This is a genomic window from Sinanaerobacter chloroacetimidivorans, from assembly GCF_018128545.1.
In the GTDB taxonomy this organism is placed as follows: domain Bacteria; phylum Bacillota; class Clostridia; order Peptostreptococcales; family Anaerovoracaceae; genus Sinanaerobacter; species Sinanaerobacter chloroacetimidivorans.
Genome location: NZ_JAGSND010000001.1, coordinates 280,936 through 302,802, shown reverse-complemented (window position 1 = coordinate 302,802; position 21,867 = coordinate 280,936). Strand labels below are relative to the sequence as shown.

General features: G+C 41.3%; 21 protein-coding genes. 5 read left to right on the top strand and 16 right to left on the bottom strand.

Annotated features, from left to right (window positions below; genetic code table 11):
• The first annotated feature begins 270 nt into the window (after positions 1-270).
• Genes KCX82_RS01520 through dapD form a run of 4 tightly spaced genes read left to right on the top strand, consistent with a single transcriptional unit; the run spans position 271 to position 3,698 of the window.
• On the top strand, positions 271-1,263 hold the full coding sequence (locus KCX82_RS01520) for an aspartate-semialdehyde dehydrogenase (protein WP_227016667.1): 993 nt from the start codon (positions 271-273) through the stop codon (positions 1,261-1,263).
• Between the two features lie 26 nt (positions 1,264-1,289).
• The gene (gene dapA, locus KCX82_RS01515) at positions 1,290-2,174 is read left to right on the top strand and encodes a 4-hydroxy-tetrahydrodipicolinate synthase (protein ID WP_227016666.1); all 885 of its coding nucleotides are present in this window, start codon (positions 1,290-1,292) and stop codon (positions 2,172-2,174) included.
• 26 nt (positions 2,175-2,200) lie between these two features.
• The gene (dapB, locus tag KCX82_RS01510) at positions 2,201-2,950 is read left to right on the top strand and encodes a 4-hydroxy-tetrahydrodipicolinate reductase (RefSeq protein WP_227016665.1); all 750 of its coding nucleotides are present in this window, start codon (positions 2,201-2,203) and stop codon (positions 2,948-2,950) included.
• A gap of 16 nt (positions 2,951-2,966) precedes the next feature.
• A complete protein-coding gene (gene dapD / locus KCX82_RS01505; RefSeq protein WP_227016664.1) occupies positions 2,967-3,698 on the top strand; it encodes a 2,3,4,5-tetrahydropyridine-2,6-dicarboxylate N-acetyltransferase in 732 nt (243 codons plus the stop codon).
• Positions 3,699-3,764: 66 nt separating this feature from the next.
• Here dapD and rpmF read toward each other — a convergent pair whose 3' ends face one another.
• The 10 genes from rpmF to KCX82_RS01455 form a co-directional block, all read right to left on the bottom strand.
• Positions 3,765-3,947, bottom strand: coding sequence for a 50S ribosomal protein L32 (gene rpmF, locus KCX82_RS01500; RefSeq protein ID WP_227016663.1), 183 nt, complete (start codon positions 3,945-3,947; stop codon positions 3,765-3,767).
• A 126-nt stretch (positions 3,948-4,073) separates the two neighbouring features.
• A complete protein-coding gene (locus tag KCX82_RS01495) occupies positions 4,074-5,273 on the bottom strand; it encodes an acetate/propionate family kinase (RefSeq protein WP_227016662.1) in 1,200 nt (399 codons plus the stop codon).
• A 66-nt stretch (positions 5,274-5,339) separates the two neighbouring features.
• Entirely contained in the window at positions 5,340-6,581 is a 1,242-nt protein-coding gene (locus KCX82_RS01490; RefSeq protein WP_227016661.1) for a nucleotidyltransferase, read from the bottom strand.
• Positions 6,550-7,764 carry a hypothetical protein gene (locus tag KCX82_RS01485; RefSeq protein WP_227016660.1) on the bottom strand — a complete coding sequence of 405 codons (1,215 nt, stop codon included), beginning with the start codon at positions 7,762-7,764 and terminating at the stop codon, positions 6,550-6,552. Before KCX82_RS01485 ends, KCX82_RS01490 begins: the two co-directional genes overlap by 32 nt.
• A 35-nt stretch (positions 7,765-7,799) precedes the next feature.
• Positions 7,800-8,330 carry an ATP synthase subunit B family protein gene (locus KCX82_RS01480; RefSeq protein WP_227016659.1) on the bottom strand — a complete coding sequence of 177 codons (531 nt, stop codon included), beginning with the start codon at positions 8,328-8,330 and terminating at the stop codon, positions 7,800-7,802.
• Between the two features lie 19 nt (positions 8,331-8,349).
• Complete coding sequence (gene coaD, locus KCX82_RS01475) at positions 8,350-8,835, bottom strand: pantetheine-phosphate adenylyltransferase (RefSeq protein ID WP_227016658.1); 486 nt, start codon at positions 8,833-8,835, stop codon at positions 8,350-8,352.
• A 3-nt stretch (positions 8,836-8,838) separates the two neighbouring features.
• Positions 8,839-9,390 (bottom strand): 16S rRNA (guanine(966)-N(2))-methyltransferase RsmD, encoded by a 552-nt coding sequence (gene rsmD / locus KCX82_RS01470; protein WP_227016657.1) that lies wholly within the window; start codon positions 9,388-9,390, stop codon positions 8,839-8,841.
• A 110-nt stretch (positions 9,391-9,500) separates the two neighbouring features.
• A complete protein-coding gene (locus tag KCX82_RS01465) occupies positions 9,501-9,719 on the bottom strand; it encodes an alpha/beta-type small acid-soluble spore protein (protein WP_227016656.1) in 219 nt (72 codons plus the stop codon).
• 104 nt (positions 9,720-9,823) lie between these two features.
• Complete coding sequence (gene recG / locus KCX82_RS01460; protein ID WP_227016655.1) at positions 9,824-11,866, bottom strand: ATP-dependent DNA helicase RecG; 2,043 nt, start codon at positions 11,864-11,866, stop codon at positions 9,824-9,826.
• Between the two features lie 9 nt (positions 11,867-11,875).
• Positions 11,876-12,265 carry an Asp23/Gls24 family envelope stress response protein gene (locus KCX82_RS01455; RefSeq protein ID WP_227016654.1) on the bottom strand — a complete coding sequence of 130 codons (390 nt, stop codon included), beginning with the start codon at positions 12,263-12,265 and terminating at the stop codon, positions 11,876-11,878.
• A gap of 365 nt (positions 12,266-12,630) precedes the next feature.
• Here KCX82_RS01455 and KCX82_RS01450 point away from each other — a divergent pair, with 365 nt between their 5' ends.
• On the top strand, positions 12,631-12,813 hold the full coding sequence (locus tag KCX82_RS01450) for a hypothetical protein (protein ID WP_227016653.1): 183 nt from the start codon (positions 12,631-12,633) through the stop codon (positions 12,811-12,813).
• A gap of 46 nt (positions 12,814-12,859) precedes the next feature.
• Here the strand turns inward: KCX82_RS01450 and rpmB are convergent, their stop codons facing one another.
• The 6 genes from rpmB to glgA form a co-directional block, all read right to left on the bottom strand.
• Positions 12,860-13,051 (bottom strand): 50S ribosomal protein L28, encoded by a 192-nt coding sequence (gene rpmB / locus KCX82_RS01445; RefSeq protein WP_227016652.1) that lies wholly within the window; start codon positions 13,049-13,051, stop codon positions 12,860-12,862.
• A 118-nt stretch (positions 13,052-13,169) separates the two neighbouring features.
• Complete coding sequence (nrdG, locus tag KCX82_RS01440; protein ID WP_227016651.1) at positions 13,170-13,673, bottom strand: anaerobic ribonucleoside-triphosphate reductase activating protein; 504 nt, start codon at positions 13,671-13,673, stop codon at positions 13,170-13,172.
• Positions 13,670-16,012 carry an anaerobic ribonucleoside triphosphate reductase gene (locus KCX82_RS01435; protein WP_227016650.1) on the bottom strand — a complete coding sequence of 781 codons (2,343 nt, stop codon included), beginning with the start codon at positions 16,010-16,012 and terminating at the stop codon, positions 13,670-13,672. The genes nrdG and KCX82_RS01435 overlap by 4 nt, the downstream gene beginning before the upstream one ends.
• A gap of 174 nt (positions 16,013-16,186) precedes the next feature.
• Entirely contained in the window at positions 16,187-17,977 is a 1,791-nt protein-coding gene (locus KCX82_RS01430) for a glycoside hydrolase family 13 protein (protein WP_227016649.1), read from the bottom strand.
• Positions 17,964-20,405, bottom strand: coding sequence for a glycogen/starch/alpha-glucan phosphorylase (locus tag KCX82_RS01425; RefSeq protein ID WP_227016648.1), 2,442 nt, complete (start codon positions 20,403-20,405; stop codon positions 17,964-17,966). Before KCX82_RS01425 ends, KCX82_RS01430 begins: the two co-directional genes overlap by 14 nt.
• Before the next feature lie 31 nt (positions 20,406-20,436).
• Positions 20,437-21,861, bottom strand: a complete 1,425-nt coding sequence (gene glgA, locus KCX82_RS01420; RefSeq protein ID WP_227016647.1) for a glycogen synthase GlgA — start codon at positions 21,859-21,861, stop codon at positions 20,437-20,439.
• Positions 21,862-21,867: the final 6 nt, after the last annotated feature.

Genomic DNA, 21,867 nt, shown 5'->3' with positions numbered 1-21,867 from the left:
AACGAAAGTACCGTGGCAGGCATGATCTCCCGCCACGGAACAAATATCATTCTATTTTTATCATAAATTAATTGACAGGCAATTTATGATTTCTAAAGCTTTCCAGCAGCAGTACTGGAAGTCGATGGCAGGAACTATTATACCACAATTTAACTAAAAAAAAGAATAGAAAAATTTAAAAAAAGATTAAACATTATTGGGGAAATGTTATATAATATTACAATATATATTTTAAGTCAATAAAATATTTACATATAGGAGGAAAAGATTATGAACAAAAAACCGAATTTAGCAATCGTAGGAGCTACAGGCCTTGTTGGCAGCACATTCCTAAAAGTACTTGAGGAAAGAGACTTTCCTTTTGAAAATTTATATATGATGGCGTCAGCAAAGTCTGCCGGCAGCACCATAACTTTCAAGGGAAAGGATTATGTGGTAGAAGAACTTACAGAGCAGTCCTTTGACAAGCCTATTGACATTGCATTATTCTCGGCAGGCGGATCTGCCAGTGAGAAATTTGCACCGATTGCAGCTTCAAAAGGTGTTGTTGTAGTTGACAACAGCAGCGCATGGAGAATGGATAAGGAAGTACCGCTTGTAGTACCGGAAGTCAATTCTCAGGATATCAGCTGGAACAAGGGCATCATTGCCAATCCCAACTGCTCCACCATTCAAGCGGTTGTAGCATTAAAGCCCCTCTATGACAAATACGGCATCAAACGTATTGTATACTCCACTTATCAAGCAGTCTCAGGATCTGGCCTGAAGGGCATTAACGATCTTAAGGAAGGCCTTGCAGGAAATGATATTAAAAAGGCATATCCTCATCCGATTGCAGGCAACTGTCTTCCTCAGATCGATGTATTCCTTGAGAATGGATATACAAAAGAAGAGATGAAAATGATCAAGGAAACTCAGAAAATTCTCGGTGACGATAGCATTAAAATTACAGCAACTACGGTTCGAGTACCGGTATTTGATTCTCACAGTGAATCCATCAATGTCGAGCTTGAAAAACCTTTTGAAATTGAAGATATCAAAGCACTTCTTGCCGAAGCTCCCGGCGTTATTCTGCTGGATGATCCTGACAACAGCATCTATCCTCTTGCCAGAGACGCCGCAGGTCGTGATGAAGTATTCGTAGGCAGAATCAGAAGAGACTTTAGTGTAGAAAACGGAATCAACCTGTGGGTTGTAGCGGATAATATCAGAAAAGGCGCAGCGACTAACGCTGTTCAGATTGCCGAGGAACTAATCAAATAATTAAGTAAGAAGGAAGTGATGTCAAAGTGGCATTGTTTACAGGCGCAGGGGTTGCCATCGTAACTCCCTTTAAAGATGGAAAGGTTGACTTTCCCAGCCTGGGCCAGCTGATCGACTGGCAGATTTCTCAGGGAATTGACGCAATCGTTGTTTGCGGAACCACCGGAGAAGCTTCTACACTTAATGATAAAGAACATATTGAAACAGTAAAATATACCGTAGATAAGGTAAATCGTAGAGTTCCTGTCATAGGAGGCGCCGGCAGCAATGATACGGCCCATGCCGTTTATATGTCTAAAGAACTGGAAGATGTCGGCGTAGACGGATTACTCCTGGTTACCCCTTACTATAACAAATGTACACAAAAAGGGCTTGTGAAACACTATACTACCATTGCAGATGCAGTAAATATTCCAATAATATTATACTCGGTTGCAGGAAGGACTGGCGTTAACATAAGCCCTTCAACTGTTTTTGAACTGGCGAAGCATCCAAGAATCGTCGGGATCAAAGAAGCCAGCGGAAATATCTCTCAGGTAGTGGAAATTGCAAAATGCGTTTCCGATGATTTTGCGCTTTATTCCGGCAATGACGATATGATCGTGCCTTTGCTTTCGGTTGGCGGCCTGGGTGTCATTTCAACGGTTGCGAATGTTGCTCCGAAGGATACTCATGACATGGTAATGAGTTATTTAGAAGGCGATGTGACAAAAGCAGGAAAGCTTCAAATAAAAATGAAATCATTAATCGATGCCATGTTTATCGAAGTAAATCCGATACCGGTGAAGGCTGCTCTGAATCTCATGGGTAAAATTGAGTCGGAGTATCGCCTCCCGCTTTGTCCGCCGGAAGAAAAATCAATGGAAATCATAAGAAAAGAGCTCTTAAATTACGGGTTAATTACAAGTTAATTATGAGCGAAAGTAAGGAGGTTTGTATGCTGAACATTATCTTGCATGGCTGTAATGGCAAAATGGGGAAAACTCTTCAGGAGATCATCTCCAAAGAGCCCGACCTGAATATTCTGGCCGGAATTGATCAAAACATCAGTGATCCGCTTCCCTTCAAGCTGTATATGTCCCCTCTTGATTGTGAGGTAAAGGCTGATGTTGTGATTGATTTCTCTCACCATAGTGCAATCAAGGATTTATTGGAGTACTGTGTCAGAATGAAAGTTCCTGTGGTGATCGCTACCACTGCCCTTGGTGATGAGGATCTGGAATTGATCCAGCAGGCATCCGAGGTGATTCCAATCTTCCGAACTGCCAATATGTCTATCGGGATTAATGCCTTGTCCAGGATGCTGAAACATGCAGTCCCTGTATTTGAAGAGGATTTTAATGTTGAAATCATAGAGAAGCATCATCATAAGAAAGTAGACTCTCCCAGCGGAACTGCCCTGCTGTTGGCGAACTCCATTAACGAGGCCTGCACAAAGAAAAAGGATTACTTATATGGAAGGCATAGCAAAAACGACCAATGCAAGATTACAGATTTAGGGATTCATGCAGTTCGAGGGGGGACCATTCCAGGTGAGCATACCGTTATATTTGCAGGACCTGATGAAGTCATTGAACTGACCCATAGAGTGTATTCAAAAAGCGTTTTTGCTTTGGGAGCTTTAAAAGCGGCTAAATTTCTGGTAACAAAAAATTCCGGATTATATTCCATGGAAGATATGGTTTAAAAGAAAGGTACCATCTATGACCAATGAATTCTATCGTATTACCGATCCTTATGAACTGGCGAAATATATAAAAGATGCGAAGAAGGTCACCCCGGTTAAGGTTTATCTTTCCGGGAAGCTTTCAGACGCACCCTTTCCTGATGGGAAAAAATTCGGTACGGATGATTTTTGGATTCTAATAGGGGAATATCAGGACACAAAACGCTATATAGAACAAAATCAGGATCTTATTAAGGATTGTTACATTGAATCTGACCGACGCAACTCCGCGATTCCAATGCTGGATATCAAGGATCTTGATGCCAGAATCGAACCTGGTGCCCTCATCAGAGAAGGGGTTAAAATCGGGAAAAAAGCCGTTATCATGATGGGAGCGGTGGTCAATATAGGTTCGGAAATCGGTGATGGTTCAATGATTGATATGAATGCGGTTCTGGGAGCAAGGGTAATCATAGGTAAAAACGTTCATGTAGGAGCTGGTGCTGTTCTTGCAGGTGTTCTGGAGCCACCAAGCGCAACTCCGGTTGTGATCGAAGATCATGTCCTAATTGGAGCAAATTCTGTGATTTTAGAAGGCATTACCGTAGGTGCGGGATCTGTCATTGCTGCAGGTTCAGTGGTAACCAGAAATATTCCCGGAGGCTGCGTTGCTGCCGGATCCCCTGCCCGTATCATTAAGGTAAAAGATGAAAAAACCATTGAAAAAACAAAACTGCTTGAAGATTTAAGAGAAATTAAAAGCGAATAATATCAAGGCACAGAAAAAATAACGCCAGCATAAGCTGGCGTTTCTTTTATCATGTTTTTATGTTTCTTATGCTTCTGCAGCAATAACTTCCTTACCGTCGTAGTAATTGCAATTCGGGCATACTCTATGAGGAAGCTTAGGCTCGTGACACTTTGGACAAACGGAAAGTCCGGGTGCTGCCATTTTCATATTCGGAGATCTTCTCTTATCTCTTCTAGCTTTTGATGTTTTTCTCTTTGGAACTGCCATTATTCTACACCTCCTTCTGCTCGTTAGATTCCTCTGTTAAAGTAATGTCATTTCACTAAAACAACTATTAAATTATATATGCACTGTGAATCCTTGTCAACCTTTATTTTAACAGAGATTGGATTATTATAATCCCTTAACAATATTGAATGTATCTCTTGCGATCATCAATTCTTCGTTGGTTGGGATCAAAAGTATCTTAACTTTGGAGTCTTCTCTGCTGATAATGGTTTCTTTACCTCTTACCTTATTCTTTACAAGGTCAAGCTTGATGCCAAGATTTCCAAGTTCACTGCAGATCACATCTCTCATGTTAATGTCGTTTTCGCCTACTCCTGCAGTAAATACAATAGCATCTACTCCATTCATTTCAGCAATATAAGCGCCGATATAAAATCTTACTTTATGAGCAAATACTTTCAAAGCCAGTGCTGCTCTTTCATTACCTTCTGCAACTGCAACTTCCAGATCTCTGAAATCACTGCTTACACCTGAAATTCCAAGTACACCTGATTTTTTATTTAAGATGTTGGTAGACTCACCTGCAGGGAGATTTTCTTTTTGTCTGATGAAGGATACAATCGCAGGGTCGATATCCCCGGATCTTGTTCCCATGACGAGACCTTCCAATGGGGTAAAGCCCATACTGGTATCAATACATACGCCTCTCTTAATAGCGGATACGCTGGCACCGTTTCCTAAGTGGCAAGTAATAATTTTCAGATCTTTAATATTCACACCTAAGATGTCAGCAGTTCTTTCTGCAACATACTTATGACTTGTTCCGTGGAATCCATATCTTCTAATGCCATATTTTTCATAATACTCATATGGTATTGCATAAATATATGATTCAGGAGGCATGGTCTGGTGGAAAGCCGTATCAAATACTCCAACCATTGGAGTTGTTGGCATTAATTCCTGGCAGGCGGCAATACCCAATAAGTTTGGTGGATTGTGAAGAGGAGCCAATTCTACGCATTCTTCCAATGCATTGATAACATCCTCATTAATCAGTACGGAGCTTGCATATTTTTCTCCAGCATGTACAACTCTGTGACCCACCGCACCGATTTCATCCATGGATGTAACAACTCCGTGCTCTGGATCCATAAGAGCATCTAAAACATGCTTAATAGCGTCCTTATGGGTTTCCATAGGTGTGGTCAGCTTAAATTTGTCCATTCCAATTTTTTCATGGGAAATAATTGAGCCCTCTATCCCGATTCTCTCTACAAGACCCTTTGCGAGAAGCGTTTCGTTCGTCATGTCAAGAACCTGATATTTAAGAGATGAGCTGCCGCAATTAATAACTAAAACTTTCATAACTATCCTCCAATATTTTTTTCAACTCATTTTATTATAGACCAAACCAACTTTTTTTCAAGTATTTTAGACAAATTCATTGGATATAAAATGATTATAAGGCTTCATGATATAATCGGAATACTTGTAGACTTCACCGACGGTTACCAGGTTGTAGACATCTGAAGCGGCAATATCGTATTGAAGAAGTTTCCACTCTCCGGCATCCTTCGGAAGTTCCCTGTTTATATTGGTCAAAATTGGGATGGTGCTTAATTCTTCTTTTTTTATCTTTTTTAAAAGTGCGGCACCTTTTTGATTAAAGGCTAAAATTCTGCCATAATTAAGTTCTTCCTTTAGAATACTTTGAAAACTTTTTTTATTCAGATTTACCAATATATGAGTAAATAGGCGTTGAATTCTGGTTGCTGTATAACGTTTGGACTTTACTGCTTTTATCATGGATTCGAAATTCACCGCCGTTTTGGCAGCCTTCCAGACTTTGTTCTCAAGGCCTTCCGTGGCTGACAGCACTGCATTCAGGTTCTCTTTTTCTTCCGTCAGGATTCGATAAATCAGCAGCTTATAAAAACCATCAAAGAATAAGTTAATATCCTCATTAAATTCATTCAACACTTCAAAACTTGGGGTTGGGAGGTACTGCTTCAACGATTCCAGTTCTTCAGACTCGCTTAATTTATGACGGATTGCGGTAGCACTTGCTATATTCTCATAGAACCCTTTATCATGATAGCCTGTCCCATAGCGCTTTATCGTAATCGGTTGAATCCTGCTTTTCGTCTGTTGAAGCTGTTTCAAATATTCAACACCAAGAATGTTGTTTGCCTCTTTCAATACTTCCGCTGTCTGAGGATCCGTATATTCCTTCAGAGCCTCATATCGTGCTTTCGGATAGGAAATCCCCAGATCGGCAAAACTCCTGATCAATTCACTCAGTTCCGGCGTCTCTGCGGCCAGATGGTTTGCTGCTTCAGCGAGCCGGGTAATGCTTCCGATTTCGCTCCCAAAGGACAAATGGCTGACGCATCCCAGCCTGTTCAGTATATCAACAGCACCCTTGGCAAAATATTCTGCATTATTGCATGCAAAGACAAAGGGCAGTTCAAAAACTAAATCTATGCCGTTTTCAACAGCCATTCTTGATCTTATCCATTTGTTAAGCAGTGCAGGTTCTCCCCTTTGCATAAAATTTCCACTCATAATACAAATGGTATAGTCCGCATTTACCGCTTTTACGGATTCTTTTAAATGATAATAATGCCCGTTATGAAAGGGGTTATACTCCGCTATGATCGCTAAAACGTTCATGTATTTTCCTCATTATTTTTTCTAAAGCAACGGTCAGTACAAAGATGATTATAACCATTATAACCATTTTGGTGGAAAATAACAATTGATAAACAAAGCCAAGGTTTCTGACCAGTTCCTCCTGGCCAAAAGCACCTGTACTGGCTATATCCAGATCCAGAATGTAAGGCCCCATGAACCATGCAAGGACAGCCGCCAGAATGCCATGGGAGATCTTCATCATCAGATAATTTCCGATACTGATTTCCAAGCCGGCGAGCATGCTCATAGACTGGGCAAAAACAGATAAGCCGCCCCAGGAGATCAGAAAGGAGCAAACGACACATTTCAGTGCCAAAGAGAGATCAATGTTTGATGATACACTGTTACATCCTACCGTCATTTCAAAAAACCCTTTCACCAGGCTTTTGCCATAGCCGGTGCCGATATAATTTAACATTCCGGAGAATTGAATGAAATCGGTTATTAGGGTAAATAAAACAATATAGCCGCAGATGATACCCAGTGCACGGAATGCGGACAATATGGAATCGGTAAAGACATCGAGAAGACTTCCTGTTAGTACAGATGGTTCTTTCGCCCTTTCAAAACAGTCTTTCCATTTTGAAGCGGTTATTTTTCGGCTTTTATGGTACTGCTCCCCGACAAGTAGTGCTTTCCATCCATAGAACAATCGATACAGCAAACCATTGATCAATGCGCCTAAATAATGAGAACCAGCTATGACAGCTCCGGCTGCAGGGGATCCCAGCATTCCTGCACCCACTGCACCCAGCATAAATAAAGGGCCTGATGTACTGCAGAAGGACAGCATTTTCATTGCATCCATTTTAGAGATTTCTTTTCGTCTTGCCATATCACCGATCAATTTAGCCCCCATAGGATAACCTGATGTGATACTGATGGTAAATACGAAAGCGGAAACTCCCGGTGCATCAAAAATGGCACGAAATGATTTTTCAAAGAATTTTCCTATGATGTTTGGAAGCCCCAGGGCGATCATAAAATTTGCGCAAATAAAAAAAGGGAGCAATGCCGGAAGCACAGAGCTTGCCCACAATGAAACCCCTTTTTGTGCGGAGTCCAAGGCTATGGCCGGAAAGGCTATCATAACCAGACATCCGGCACCTGCAATGGTGCCGGCAAATATATAAGTTGTTCTCTTCTCATTTAAATTTCTCATACCTAATAATATTAGAAAAGTATGAGCATTATGCTTTAATCTTCATTTTCCATCTGCGCTCGGTAGACCATTTCTTTGATTTCATTTCTGTTATCCAGAATGGTATTATTGACCTTGTCAAAGGTATTCTGAAGGTTTGTAAACATGTCGTGGAAATAAATGGAATTCAATTGATCCATCTTGTCCTGAAAATTGTACAGGATGCTGTCTATGTAATCAAAGGTACTCATTTTCAGTGCTTTTACATTGGATTCGGCTATCTTTATGATTTCATCAGCTCGAAGTTTCGCTTTCACCGTGATATCGTCGTTTTCTATCAAGGCTTCCGCCTGCATCTTTGCATCCTTTAAAATGGATTCATATTCTCTTTTTGCCTCTTCCAGAATCCGCTGCCGCTCATCTTTGATCCATTGTGCCTGCTGAATTTCATCCGGCAGTTCTACGCGGATCTCCTTAACGATTTCCAGTATTTCTTCAGCATCCACTAAAATTTTTCCCGTTAGCGGAAAGCCTGAACTTGTATCTACAATTTCTTCAATCTCATCCAATAGTTCCAAAACCTTCATCTAATGAATTCCCTCCCTTTTATTTCTTACATTTTCTTTCCATGTACTCCAATACTTTATCGGGCACCAACCCTTTGATATCACCGTTTAAAGTAAAAACTTCCTTTACAATGCTGGAACTGACAAAAGAATAATCCGGACTTGTCATAAGAAAAACGGTTTCTACATCATTATTGTAGAGCCTTGCATTCATTTGTGCCATTTGTATTTCATATTCAAAATCCATGGTAGCTCTGAGGCCTCTTATCACTACATCTATATTATTCTGTTTCACATAATGAGCCAAGAGGCCATCAAAATGATCCACTTCAATATTGGGAATATGGTCGGTAGCTTTTTCGATCATATCCATTCTTTCCTCAACCGTAAAAAATGGTTTTTTTGAACGATTTTCGATAACGCCTACGACTAAAATATCTCCAAGTTTTGCCGCTCTGTTAATTAAATCCAGATGCCCATTGGTAATGGGATCAAAAGAGCCTGCATAAAGAACCTTTTTTATCATTTCCTATTCCTCCAAATTAACCGCATAAATTGAAATTGCAATGGTTCCGTATCTTCGCTCTTTTATTTTTCTAAAACCATATACGATCTCCGGTAATTGTTCATCTGCACCATGTTCTGCTACAATGATTCCATCTTCCTTCAGAATTGACATTTCATGAATCTGATTTGAACATTTATCCAGCAGCCCGTCTCGGTATGGCGGATCAAGAAAAATAATGTCTGCCTTCTCCTGAATTCTTGCCAATACTTTCTCAAAGTCTCCGTGAAACAGGATGGATCGATCCTGCACTTTACAGTGAGCAATGTTCTTTAAGGTTAAATCAAGACTCTCCTTGGACTTGTCCCCAAAATAACAGCGGCTGGCGCCTCTGCTGATGGCTTCCAATCCCAGGTTACCCGTTCCTGAAAAAAGATCTATGACAATAGCATCTTCCAGATATTCTGCAATCATGCTAAAAATGGATTCCTTCACTTTATCAGAAGTAGGTCTGATAGTATTCACATTAGGAGTAAATAATTTCCTCCCTTTTAACTCTCCAGCTATAATACGCAAATGTAAAAGCCTCCTTCACTACCCTTCATTTTACCATAAAGTCTAAAAAAAGCAAATAAATATCCACCAGCTATCCCAGTGGATACTTATTTATGAATCATTTTTCATGATTATTTTCCTGACAATTGCTGCTCTGCCATCTCAACAAGTTTTTTCGTCATGGAACCTCCAAGATAACCGCCAACATTTCCATTCTGTCTAGAGGTAAGCTTTCCTTTATCCATTTCCTGGTAATCCTGGTAACTTGTAATTCCTAATTCATTTGCAATCTCCGTTTTCATGTTATTTAATGCAGGCTTTGCATCTTCTATTTTCTTTTGTAAAACCATTTTTTTCACCTCCTGATAAGTAATAATTTCTCCTGCAGGCAAAAAAATATGTCATACAATAAATTCATTTATAGATACAAAGCCTTCGAAAGCAGATGTTTTCTTTATATGCTAAAATGAACTGTTTGCTGAAATAATTTGTCAATTTTTTTTCTGAAGTCCTGATTCGACTGTTTTGCCAAAAATGCATCATCCGTAAGAATCAGAGCGGCTTCATCTCTGACGGTATTCAAGATTTTAATATGCTTTACCAGATCCGCAAGTTTTAAATCCGGCACCCCATGCTGCCTCATGCCGAAAAACTCTCCAGGACCTCTTAATTGTAAATCCTTTTCCGCAATGATAAAGCCATCTGTTGTAGACTTCATAATTTCAGCTCTTTCCTGCGCTATTTTACTTTTACCACTTGTGATCAAAACACAATAGGATTGTTCCTCGCCTCTGCCCACACGTCCTCTGAGCTGATGAAGCTGTGCAAGACCAAATCGTTCCGCATTTTCTATCAGCATGATGGTTGCATTGGGAACGTTGATTCCAACCTCAATAACCACTGTTGAAATCAAGATATCAATGAAGCCTTCGGAGAATTCCTTCATGATCCTATCCTTATCCTGCTGCTTCATCCCGCCATGTAAAAAGGCGATTATAAAGCTTTTAAACTTCTCCTTCAATTCATCGTATAAGCCCAAGGCAGACTTAATATCCATGGTATCGGATTCTGCAATTAACGGGGCTACTACATAGGCCTGCCTGCCTTTCCGGACTTCCCTTTTCACAAATTCATAAGAAGCTTCTCTTGTCTCGGAATTTACGATTCGTGTAATAATAGGTTGTCTGCCCGGAGGCATTTCGTCAATAATGGAGATATCAAGATCTCCATATAATATAACAGCCAGTGTTCTTGGAATCGGCGTGGCGGTCATGACCAGAATATCGGGATTCTCACCTTTCTGAGATAAGATCGCTCTTTGGTTCACCCCAAATCGGTGCTGCTCATCTGTAATAACGAGTCCTAAATTGAAAAATTTTACTCCCGGCTGAATCACCGCATGAGTGCCGATGACTACATCAATCTCCCCGGAAAGCAGTTCTTCCAATAGGATCTTTTTCTCCTTTGCCTGTATGCTGCCGGATAAAAAACCTGTTTTGATACCATACTTTAAAAATTCCTTCTGCAGGCCATCATAATGCTGTCTTGCCAAAAGTTCGGTAGGGGCCATTAAAACTGCCTGATATCCACTTTTTACGGCCTTAAAGATGGCACAGGCAGCCACTGCAGTTTTACCGGAACCTACGTCTCCCTGCACCAACCGGTTCATAACCTTCATGGATTCCATATCATCATTGATTTCAGAAATCACTCTTCTTTGGGCACCCGTAAGCTTATAGGGAAGGCCTGAGGCATATTCTTCCATTCTCACCGCATTGGAAAACTGAATTCCTTGTTGATTTGCGGTGACACGGTTTTTCATGGCCAGCAGTCCGGTTTGCAGCAGCAGAAGTTCTTCAAAAATCAGCCGGTATTTGGCCTCCTTCAGCTTTTGCTTGTCTTTCGGGAAGTGGATATGTTCCAAGGCATATTGAATGCCGCAGAGCCGATTCCTGTCGATCATATCTGCAGGCAAATACTCTGAAACCTCAGGCAGAAAGACGGCCGTTTCCTTTTGCCATTTTCTCATTTCTCCTTGTGATATGCCGCTGGTTAATGGATAAACTGGTAATATGGTTTGCTCATTCTCCGGCTCATACTTTGTAAAATCCGGATGGAGCATTTGTACTTTCCCTAAGCTGACGGAAACTTTGCCATAAAAATCATATTCTTCATCTTTTATCAGCACCTTATCCAAATAGCCCGAATGAAAAAAAATGATTTCTATGGAGCCTGTATCATCCTGAACCAGCAGTTTCAGTGTCTGTTTCCTTTGAAATCTGCTTTTTCCTTTTACAAGCAAAATCACTTTCCCTTTAATCAGTGCGGTTTCTCCATCGGTCAAGGACCGGATCTCTTTTCTTTCCCGCCTGTCTTCATAATCTCTGGGATAAAAACTAAAAAAATCTTCAATGTTTTCAATATTCAATTTTTTTAAGGCACTTGCTTTTTTCGCCCCGATTCCTTTTATTGCGGAGGTTTTATCATGCAAATTCATATCAGATTCCTATCCTCTTACTTCAATATTTCTTTTTACTATTTGCTTTGAAAACATACCGGTAACCACCACCGCAATACTGTTTGCTTCCATTCCGGTAAACTCTTCCACATTGTTCTTAATATTCCGAATCAGTTGATCTGTCACCTTGCTGATACTGGTTCCGAATTTTATCATGATAAACACTTTGATATCCAAGCCTTTTTCGCCCAAAGTGATTTCCATATAATTAACATCGTCGATTCCTCCGATTTTAGCCACTAATCCGGAAACTTTTCCTTTATAATTTGAAATGACCACTTTTCCATGGAATTCCTCCACTGCCTCCGTAATAATTCTGCCTATTACGGCCTTTTCGATTCCTATATTTCCAAGCTGTGTCTCTGCCTTGTAAAACAAAACCTCGCCCCCTTACTTTCGTTCATTTTACCATATTTTTTATAACACATCAGAGAAAATTTTTCGACTGTAGAAAAATTTTCTTACCTCTGTACCTTTATACTCGTTATATAGGTTAAAAATTATTTTTGCACGATAAGACGTTCCCAATCATATTATGTTACTGGGTGGTTTGTATTGAGAAGAAATAAAGTATTATTGAAACTTCTTGGTGTCATAATGGCAATCATAGGTGCGGTGATCATAGTACATACCGTCCCGGTTTTTGTGTGGTATTGTCTGCTGGTCGTTTTAGTGTTGTCTATTGCTGCTATTATATTCTTTACCTGATCAAAATCATTTAACTGGATGGGAAGTGTTGAAGTATGTGGAATCTGAAACGTAGAAAGGTATGCTGCCGAAGACCCGGCGAAGTGGAGCTTTTCGGTCTTATATTGATTATTATCGGAGTCGTAACGCTATGCGCTTTTCTTCTGCCGTCAAAACTCTGGCTCATCATCATGGGCGGATTGATGATCTTTTGCGGATATAAGCTATTCTGCTGCTAACATAAAAAAAAGCCTGCAACATTTGCAGGCTTTTAATTTGTACCAATTAGATAGCGCGGTTGATTTTATTACTTCTAATGCATCTTGTGCATACGTTTTTTCTTGAAACAGTTCCGTTATCATCAACTTTTACAGTCTGAATGTTTGCATTCCACTTTCTTCTTGTATGTCTGTTGGAATGGGAAACGTTATTTCCGGAAACTTGACCTTTTCCGCATATTTCACACTTTCTTGACATCTGCCGCACCTCCTTTTATATTGCAATGCTCCTAAGCAATCATATTTTTACATCAAACAAGGGCTATTATACCATACACGCCATCTTTTGTACAACATTTTTTTCTTAAATTCTAAATTTATTCAAATCTTTGCTGCCATATTTCCGACATATCGATCATTCGTTGATTCTTGCTTCCCCGAAAAGCTAAAGTCAAATCTCGTTCCTCCAAAAGGAAAGGTCCGTCAACCAGAGAATCGATCTTATGCAGCAATTGATCGATAAAGCTGTTTTCTTTTTTCATCTCCAGCAGCTGTTCCAGGGTATATCCGGAATAAGCAATCAGATCCAGGCCCCGGGCTTTTATTTCCGAACCCAGAAGTGAAAACTCCCTGGGCTGGCAGAAAGGTTCGCCGCCGGAAAAAGTAACACCTGTAAGCAGAGGATTTTTGTCAATCTCAGAGATAATTTTCTCCAATGTGCAAAGGTAACCGCCTTCAAAATCATGGGTGGATTCGTTGTGGCAGCCTTTGCATCGATGTGGGCAGCCCTGCGCAAAGATAACAAATCGCAGGCCGGGTCCGTCTACAATGGATTCTCTTACAATCCCGGCGATTCTCAACGATTCCGCAGCAAGGCTCATATAATTTCAAAACCTTCCTGCAGACTGTGTTTGACTCTCTGACTTTCTTCTGCCCGCTTGGCGTTGTTGAATCTGTCTACTGTTCCCACAAGGTATCCGGTAATTCTGCGGATCCTCTCAAAACCGTAAGGCCCCTCTTCTTCACTTCGGTGACACTTCGGACATTCGTTATCTATAATACCAGTATATCCGCAAACCGGATCTCTATCCACAGGATGATTGATGGACCCGTAGCCGATTCCGCTTTCTTTCATGCATCTTACAATGCGTTCAAAGGCATCCAGATTTTTTATCGGATCCCCATCCAGTTCAACGTAGGTTATGTGGCCGGCGTTGGTAAGGCTGTGGTATGGAGCCTCAATCTTAATTTTGTCATAGGCTGATATATTATGGTAAACAGGAATGTGGAAAGAGTTTGTATAATACTCTCTGTCTGTCACTCCTTCTATCTCCCCATATCGTTCTCTGTCAATCCGAACAAATCTTCCGGATAAACCTTCGGCAGGCGTTGCGATGAGCGTATAATTAAAGCCTGTTTTGGCAGATTCTTCGTCCATCCTCTTTCTCATATAGCCAACGATATTCAGACCTAAATTTCTGGCTTCCTGAGTTTCTCCGTGATGACTCCCGATCAATGCCTTCAAGCATTCTGCAAGCCCGATAAAGCCCATAGTCAACGTACCGTGTTTTAAAATTTCGCCTACGCTGTCATTGGAGCCAAGCTTATCGGAATCCATCCAAATACCCTGTCCCATCAGGAAGGGATAATTCTTAACCTTCTTGGATGCCTGAATTTTGTATCTTTCCATAAGCTGACTGATTACCAAAGAAATCTTTCGGTCCAGGTCCTCAAAGAAAATATCCAAATTTCCGTTTGCTTTGATGGCAATTCTAGGCAGATTAATGGAGGTAAAGCTCAAATTGCCTCTTCCGCCCACTGTCTGCCGGGTTTTATCATGTACATTGCCGATAACACGGGTTCTGCAGCCCATATAAGCCACTTCCGTATCATGATTTCCAGGAACATAATACTGCAGATTAAAAGGTGCATCAATAAAGGAAAAATTGGGGAACAGCCGTTTTGCAGAAACCTTGCAGGCCAACTGGAAAAGATCATAGTTCGGGTCTCCCGGATTATAGCTGATTCCTTCCTTGACTTTAAAGATATGAATCGGGAAGATAGCGGTTTCACCGTTTCCCAGTCCTGCATCTGTTGCTTTTAAAACGCACTCCGTCACAAGCCTTCCTTCCGGGCTGGTATCCATTCCGTAATTGATGGAGCTGAACGGAATTTGAGCACCGGCTCTGGAATGCATGGTATTGAGATTATGTACAAAGGCTTCCATCGCCTGATAGGTTGCCCTTCTGATTTCTTTCTGTGCATAATTTTTAGCAACAGTCTGAACTTTGCCGGCCTGATCTTCCGTTAAGAATTCTTTTAAGAACTCCGCTTCTTTTTCAGCATATTCATTATCATCGGCTAAAACAGGTACCATGCCATAAGTACTTTCAACCGCCTGTCCGATCTCCTTTGCCTTGGATTCGCCATTCTCGGTATTGCATAAGGTATCCATGGCTTTTCCGAGATTATTCCAATACAATTTTTTATATGTTTTTTTAACACCGTTTGCCATACCGTAATCAAAATTCGGAACGCTTTGACCTCCATGCTGGTCATTCTGATTCGACTGAATGGCAATACAGGCAAGTGCCGCATAGCTTTGGATATCATTGGGTTCCCTTAAAAAACCATGCCCCGTTGAAAAGCCGCCCCGAAACAGTTTTTCCAGATCAATCTGACAGCAGGTAGTGGTCAATGTCAGGAAATCAAGATCATGAATATGAATATCTCCTTCAATATGTGCTTTGGAATGCTCAGGATGAAGAACAAACATTTCATAGAACTGTTTTGCCCCCTCGGATCCGTATTTGAGCATGGTGCCCATGGCCGTATCTCCGTCTATATTGGCATTTTCACGCTTGATATCATTGTCCTGAGCCTCTTTGAAGGTGAGATCTTCATAAACTTTCATCAGGCGCGTATTCATTTCTCTGATTCTGGTTCGTTCCGCCCTGTAAAGGATATACTCTTTGGCAGTTCTCGCATGACCGTTTTCAATCAGAACTTTTTCAACTGCATCCTGTACCTGTTCGACTGTCGGCTGACATAAACCTCTATCTTGTAAATATTGTTCCACCTTGCTGGCCAGATCATGAGCCATAATATGATCCTTGCCACCAAGGACTGCTGCTGCTTTATAGATGGCATTCGCAATTTTTTCGATGTCAAAATCTGTGCAACGACCATCTCTCTTTACTATATTTTTGATTTTATCCACTATTACGAACCTCCATTTTTACCCAAACAGGAACAACATTTATGAATTGCAAAACGTAATCATACTATATATGGTGTGAAAGTTTGCATACCTATCATAAATGCGAACGATTGAAATGTCAATACTTTATGGGTATATTTGTCATGTATTAAATTCGATACAATCGACGGACTTTCAACTGCCAATGTAAACTGCTATTCCCGAATTGGCTTTTATTCGAAAAGAATGATCTGTTTCAAAAGAAACCGAACCACTGATAAAAAAATCTTTGAGCCTTTCCTGATTTGTCAAAGTAAAATCTAAAATATGATCTTCACTTCCGGAATTTACTGCGATAACCATACGCTCCCTTTCCCCCATCCTGTAAAAAGAATAGAAGCTTCCTTCAGAATAACGGGGTTGGTATTCTAATTCACGAAGTCCGGAAATTCTTTTTCGAAATGCGATCAGGCGTTTATAAAATCTGAAAGTTTCCTGATCTCCCGTTTTTTCGTTAAAGCATTGTCTGTTAAAGGGATCTCTGCCGCCTTGCATCCCCCATTCATCACCGTAGTAAATACAAGGTATGCCGGGCAGAAAAAATTGAATAAGAAGCGCTAAAAACAATCTCTGTCTTGCTTCAAATTCATCCGCACAACTTTCAGTTAACAGTGTCCTGATCCTTGGTGTATCATGTGTCCCCAAAATGTTCATCAATGCTGTAAAAACAGGTTTTGGATAGTTTTCCCAGAGATTGTCGATCAGACTTTCCAGTTTCAGCCCATTTTTCTCATAGATCAGATAATCTATCAAAGCGTCTTTGAGCGGATAGTTCATCACCGAATCCAGTTGATCTCCCAGCAAATATTTGCGGCGTTGTCCATAGGATATTTTGTTGGAGGCATCCTCCCAGACTTCCCCAATGACAGCGCCTTCCCGGTCATTTATTTTCACTGTGGTTCTCAGTTCCTCCAGAAATAGATCCGGGAGTTCATCGGCCACATCCAAACGGTAACCGGAAGCACCGCAATGAAGCCAGTGATTTATCACAGAATTTTCATCCCGGATGATATAATCGAGAAACGAAGGATCCGTTTCTCTGACACTGGGTAACGTATCAATGCCCCACCAGGCTTCATAGACCTCCGGATATTCCAGAAAGGTGTACCATGAAGAATATTTGGAATCTTTACTTTGGTAGGCACCAACTTCGGGATATCTGCCAGATTTATTAAAGTAGATGCTATCACTCCCGGTATGATTAAAAACACCATCCAGAATCATTCGAATCCCTCTGGATTCGGCTTCTCTGCAGAGATTTACAAAATCCTCTTCTGTGCCGAGCATGGGATCGATCTTTTTATAATCCGCCGTATCATACCGGTGATTGGAATAGGCTTCAAAGATAGGGTTCAAATAGAGTACGGTAACTCCCAGCTGAAGAAAATAATCAAGTTTTTCCGTAATTCCGCAGAGATTTCCGCCAAAAAAATCATGATTCCTAACAATACCCTGTTCATCTGGGAGATAGTAAGGCATGCCTCCCCAATCCTCACGCAGAACATATTCTTTATTGATAATGGGCGGAAGATAACTTAGGCTCCTTGCAAAACGATCAGGAAAAATCTGATACATGATTCCACCTTTCAGCCATGCAGGGGTTTCAAAATTCCTTTTATAAATGGTGATTTGAAATCGGTCGGTTTGCTCCGTATTGCCGTCACCATCCCGGACCAGAAAATAGTAAAAATAAAGCCCGATTTCATCAGGCCTCCAGGTAAAATAGAAATGCTCATCTCCGGAATCACCTGTTTCACCCGTTCCCTGTATAAATAGTTCTTCTTCCTTATCCTTAGCTACAACAAGAAAGGCCGACTGCATAAGCCGGCCTTCTGTCACTTTGATATGCAAAAAAAGCTCGGTATTTTGTGAAACAGCCCCGAAGGGCTTTTTATCATTTCTGTTTTTTGAATCAAAGTATATCATAGATGGAATCTATCCCCCAAATTCGCTCAGCATACTCTTTTACACTGCGGTCTGCAGAAAAAATACCGGCCCCGGCAATATTCGCCAAAGACATTTTCTGCCATCGGTTGATATCCTGATACGCAGCCGTCACATTTTTCTGCGCCTGCTTATAACTTTCAAAATCGGCAATCACATAATACGGGTCAGAGGCTCCGTTAAATCCGGTGGTAAGTGAATTTACAATATCCATAAAGGATACATCATTGATTCCTTTGGACATCAGCTCCAGGATATTTGCAATATTTGCATTTCCCTGGCTATAGCACCAGGGACTGTACAGACCTTCCTGATTCATCTGATCCACTTCTTCAACCTGCATGCCGAACAGGAACATGTTTTCTCTGCCTACAGCTTCGTAGATCTCGACGTTGGCACCATCCATGGTTCCCAGGGTTATAGCGCCGTTGAGCATGAGTTTCATATTGCCCGTACCCGAAGCTTCTTTTCCCGCCAAAGAAATTTGTTCGGAGACCTCGGCTGCGGGCATAATCATTTCCGATAGTGAAACGGAGTAGTTTTCTAAAAATACAAGCTTAATTCGGTCTCTTACCGCAGGGTCCTTTTCCAATTGGGCAGACAGCTGACAAGCAAGACGGATGATCTGTTTAGCCATATAATAGCCTGCTGCTGCCTTTGCTCCGAAAATAAAGGTACGGGGCTGCATTTCCATTTGCGGGTTTTCACGCAGCTGGTTGTATAAATCCATAATATGAAACAGATTTAAGAGCTGACGTTTATATTCATGGAGTCTTTTCACCTGTACATCGAAAATAGAATCCGGGTTTACAATAATGTTATTATGATTCTTGATGTATTCGGCCAGAATCAATTTGTTTTCTTTCTTAATAGACCGCAGCCGTTCCAATACACTGGCATCGTCCTGATAAGCAAGCAGGCCGGCTAGCTCCGAAGCATCCTTTTTAAAGCCTGGTCCGCAGAGCTCCTCAATCAGTTCAGACAACTTGGGGTTTGCCTGACACAGCCATCTTCTATAGGCAATTCCATTGGTCACATTTGTAAACTTATCGGGAGTCATGCGGTAAAAACCGTGGAACAGCTTTTCTCTCAGGATGGTGCTGTGCAAGGCGGACACACCGTTTACCGTGTGGGAGGCCGTCACACACAAGTTTGCCATTCTGAGTTTTCCATTATGAATAATCGCCATCTCATTTCTTAAGGCTTCCTCATCCGGAAAGGCTTTTAAAAGATTTGCGTTTTGTCTTCTGTCGATTTCTTTCACAATGGAATGCAGCCTTGGAAGCAGCTTTGCAAAGAGATTTTCCGGCCACTGCTCCAATGCTTCCGGCATTACGGTATGATTGGTGTAGGATATGGTTTTCGTTACGATATCCCAGGCGCTCTCCCATTCATAGTCATATTCATCCATAAAAATCCGCATCAGCTCCGGTATAGCCATGGTGGGATGCGTATCATTAATGTGTACAGCATAATGATGATGAAAATCATCCAGGTTTTCACTTACTTTTAAATGGTTTTTCACAAGAGTATGCATAGACGCTGAAATAAAGAAATATTGCTGATTGATTCGAAGCATTTTTCCTTCTTCATGGGCATCTTCCGGATATAGGATTTTAGAGATTACCTCAGCTTTGTGCTTTTCCTCCATAGACTTCAGGTATTCGCCTTTGGCAAATAAACCCATGTCAATGCTGATCGGGGAGGTAGACTGCCACAATCTCAATGTATTTACCACCCTGCTGTCGAAGCCTGTGATCAGCATATCTTTGGGAATGGCTATAACAGTGGTATAATCTCTGTGTATCAACTTCATTTTGCCGGTATCATCCCAGACTTCTTCAAGTTTCCCTCCAAAATGGACTTCCTCTTTTTCGTCTTCTTTTTCTATCAGCCAGATATCACCCAGGCTCAGCCAGTCATCGGCCGTTTCAACCTGATTGCCATCTTGAATTTTTTGCTTAAAGATTCCATATTCATAACAGATAGACATGCCATGGCCTGCCATTTCCAGTGAGGAGACAGCATCAAGATAGCAGGAGGCCAGTCTTCCGAGGCCGCCGTTGCCGAGACCTGCGTCCGGTTCCAATTCGTATAGTTCTTCAATATTCTGACCGTAAGCAGCCAATGCTTCTTGAAAGGCTTCGCTGAGGCCTAAATTGAACAAATTGTTTCTCAGGGAAGCTCCAGGTAGAAATTCCATCGATAAATATATTACTTGTTTTTTAACCGGGTCGTTTAGTATTTCCTGATTCTCCAGCCACAGTTCAGACATCATGTCTCGTATCACAAGGCAGACCGCCCTGAAAATCTGTTGTTTGGTAGCATCCTCCGGTTCTCTTCCAAAATTTCTCTGAAGTTTTCCTTCTATCCGTTCTATCAATTCCTTTGCCAAAAATTTTTCGATCATAAATGATGGTCCTTCCTAGTACTAATCTATTTTAATCCAAACAAGAATGATAAATTTTAATATACTCTTTTGCTGATTTTTTCCATGAAAAATCGGTTGCCATCCCGTTTTTCACCAGCCGCTCCCACTGATCTTTATTCTGATAAAAAGAGAGGGCTCTTTTGACCGCCCCCAGCATATCCTGAGCATTTACAGTGGCGAAGGTTACGCCGTTTCCCTTGCCGGCTGCAGCATCGTAGGCTTTGATGCTGTCTTTTAAACCACCGGTTTCCCTGACAATGGGAATGGTTCCGTAACGCAAGGAAATCATCTGTGCAAGACCGCAGGGCTCACTGATAGAAGGCATTAGAAACAAATCTGCCCCTGCATAGATCTGATTGGCAAGTTCTCCGGAAAAGCCGATGGTCACTGATATGCGGTCTCCGTATTGCCGCGCTTTTTCTTTAAAAAACGCTTCGTATTTTTCTTCTCCGGTTCCCAGAAGTACAAATTGAACGTTTTCTGCCATCAATTCATCAAAAACACGGATCACAAGATCAATTCCCTTATGTTCCGTCAGTCTTCCGATCATGGCCAGTATGGGTGTATCCTCATTCTGCCATAGCCCCAGTTTCTCCTGCAGAGCACTTTTATTGGCGTGTTTCTTTATATAAGTATTTTTTGAATACTTTGCCCAAAGACAGTTATCCTGAGCCGGATTGAATGCTTTCGTATCAATTCCGTTTAAAATTCCCGACAGTTTATATTGATTCTCCTGAATGATCGTCTCCAATCCTTTTCCGTAGAAGGGATACAGAATTTCTTCACTGTAGGTGGGACTCACCGTGGTGAGTTTATCACAAGTAACGATGGCCCCTTTCATATAGTTCATACCGCCGTTATAGTCTAAAATTCCGCGATACTCCTCGGAAATGCCAAGGAGATCCTGCAAGATCCCTCCGTCAAATTTTCCCTGATATTCGATGTTATGAATGGTGAATACGGTTTTCAGCCTGTCATATTCCGGCTTTCCTTTGTATAAGGTTTTCAAATACACAGGTACCAATGCGGTCTGCCATTCACTGCAATGGAGAATATCCGGGGTAAAGTCCAGATAAGGCAGTACATCTAAAGCTGCCTTGGAATAATAGGCAAAGCGTTCTCCGTCGTCATCATAGCCATAATATGCATCTCTGCCAAAGTATTGCTCATTATCCAGGAAATAAAAGGTTACCCCTTCGTACTTCATTTCAAAAATACCGCAATACTGCGTTCTCCAGGACAGCATCAGGGTAAAATCCCGGAGAAAGTTCATTTTATATTGAGGATTTTGTTTGATGCTCCGGTATAAGGGGAGCATCACCCTGACATCAATTCCCTGTGCAAGCAGTTCCTTAGGTAAGGAGCCTATAACATCGCCGAGTCCGCCGCTTTTTGCAAAGGGAGCGGCCTCTGTACTGATAAATAAAATGTTCATTGTATG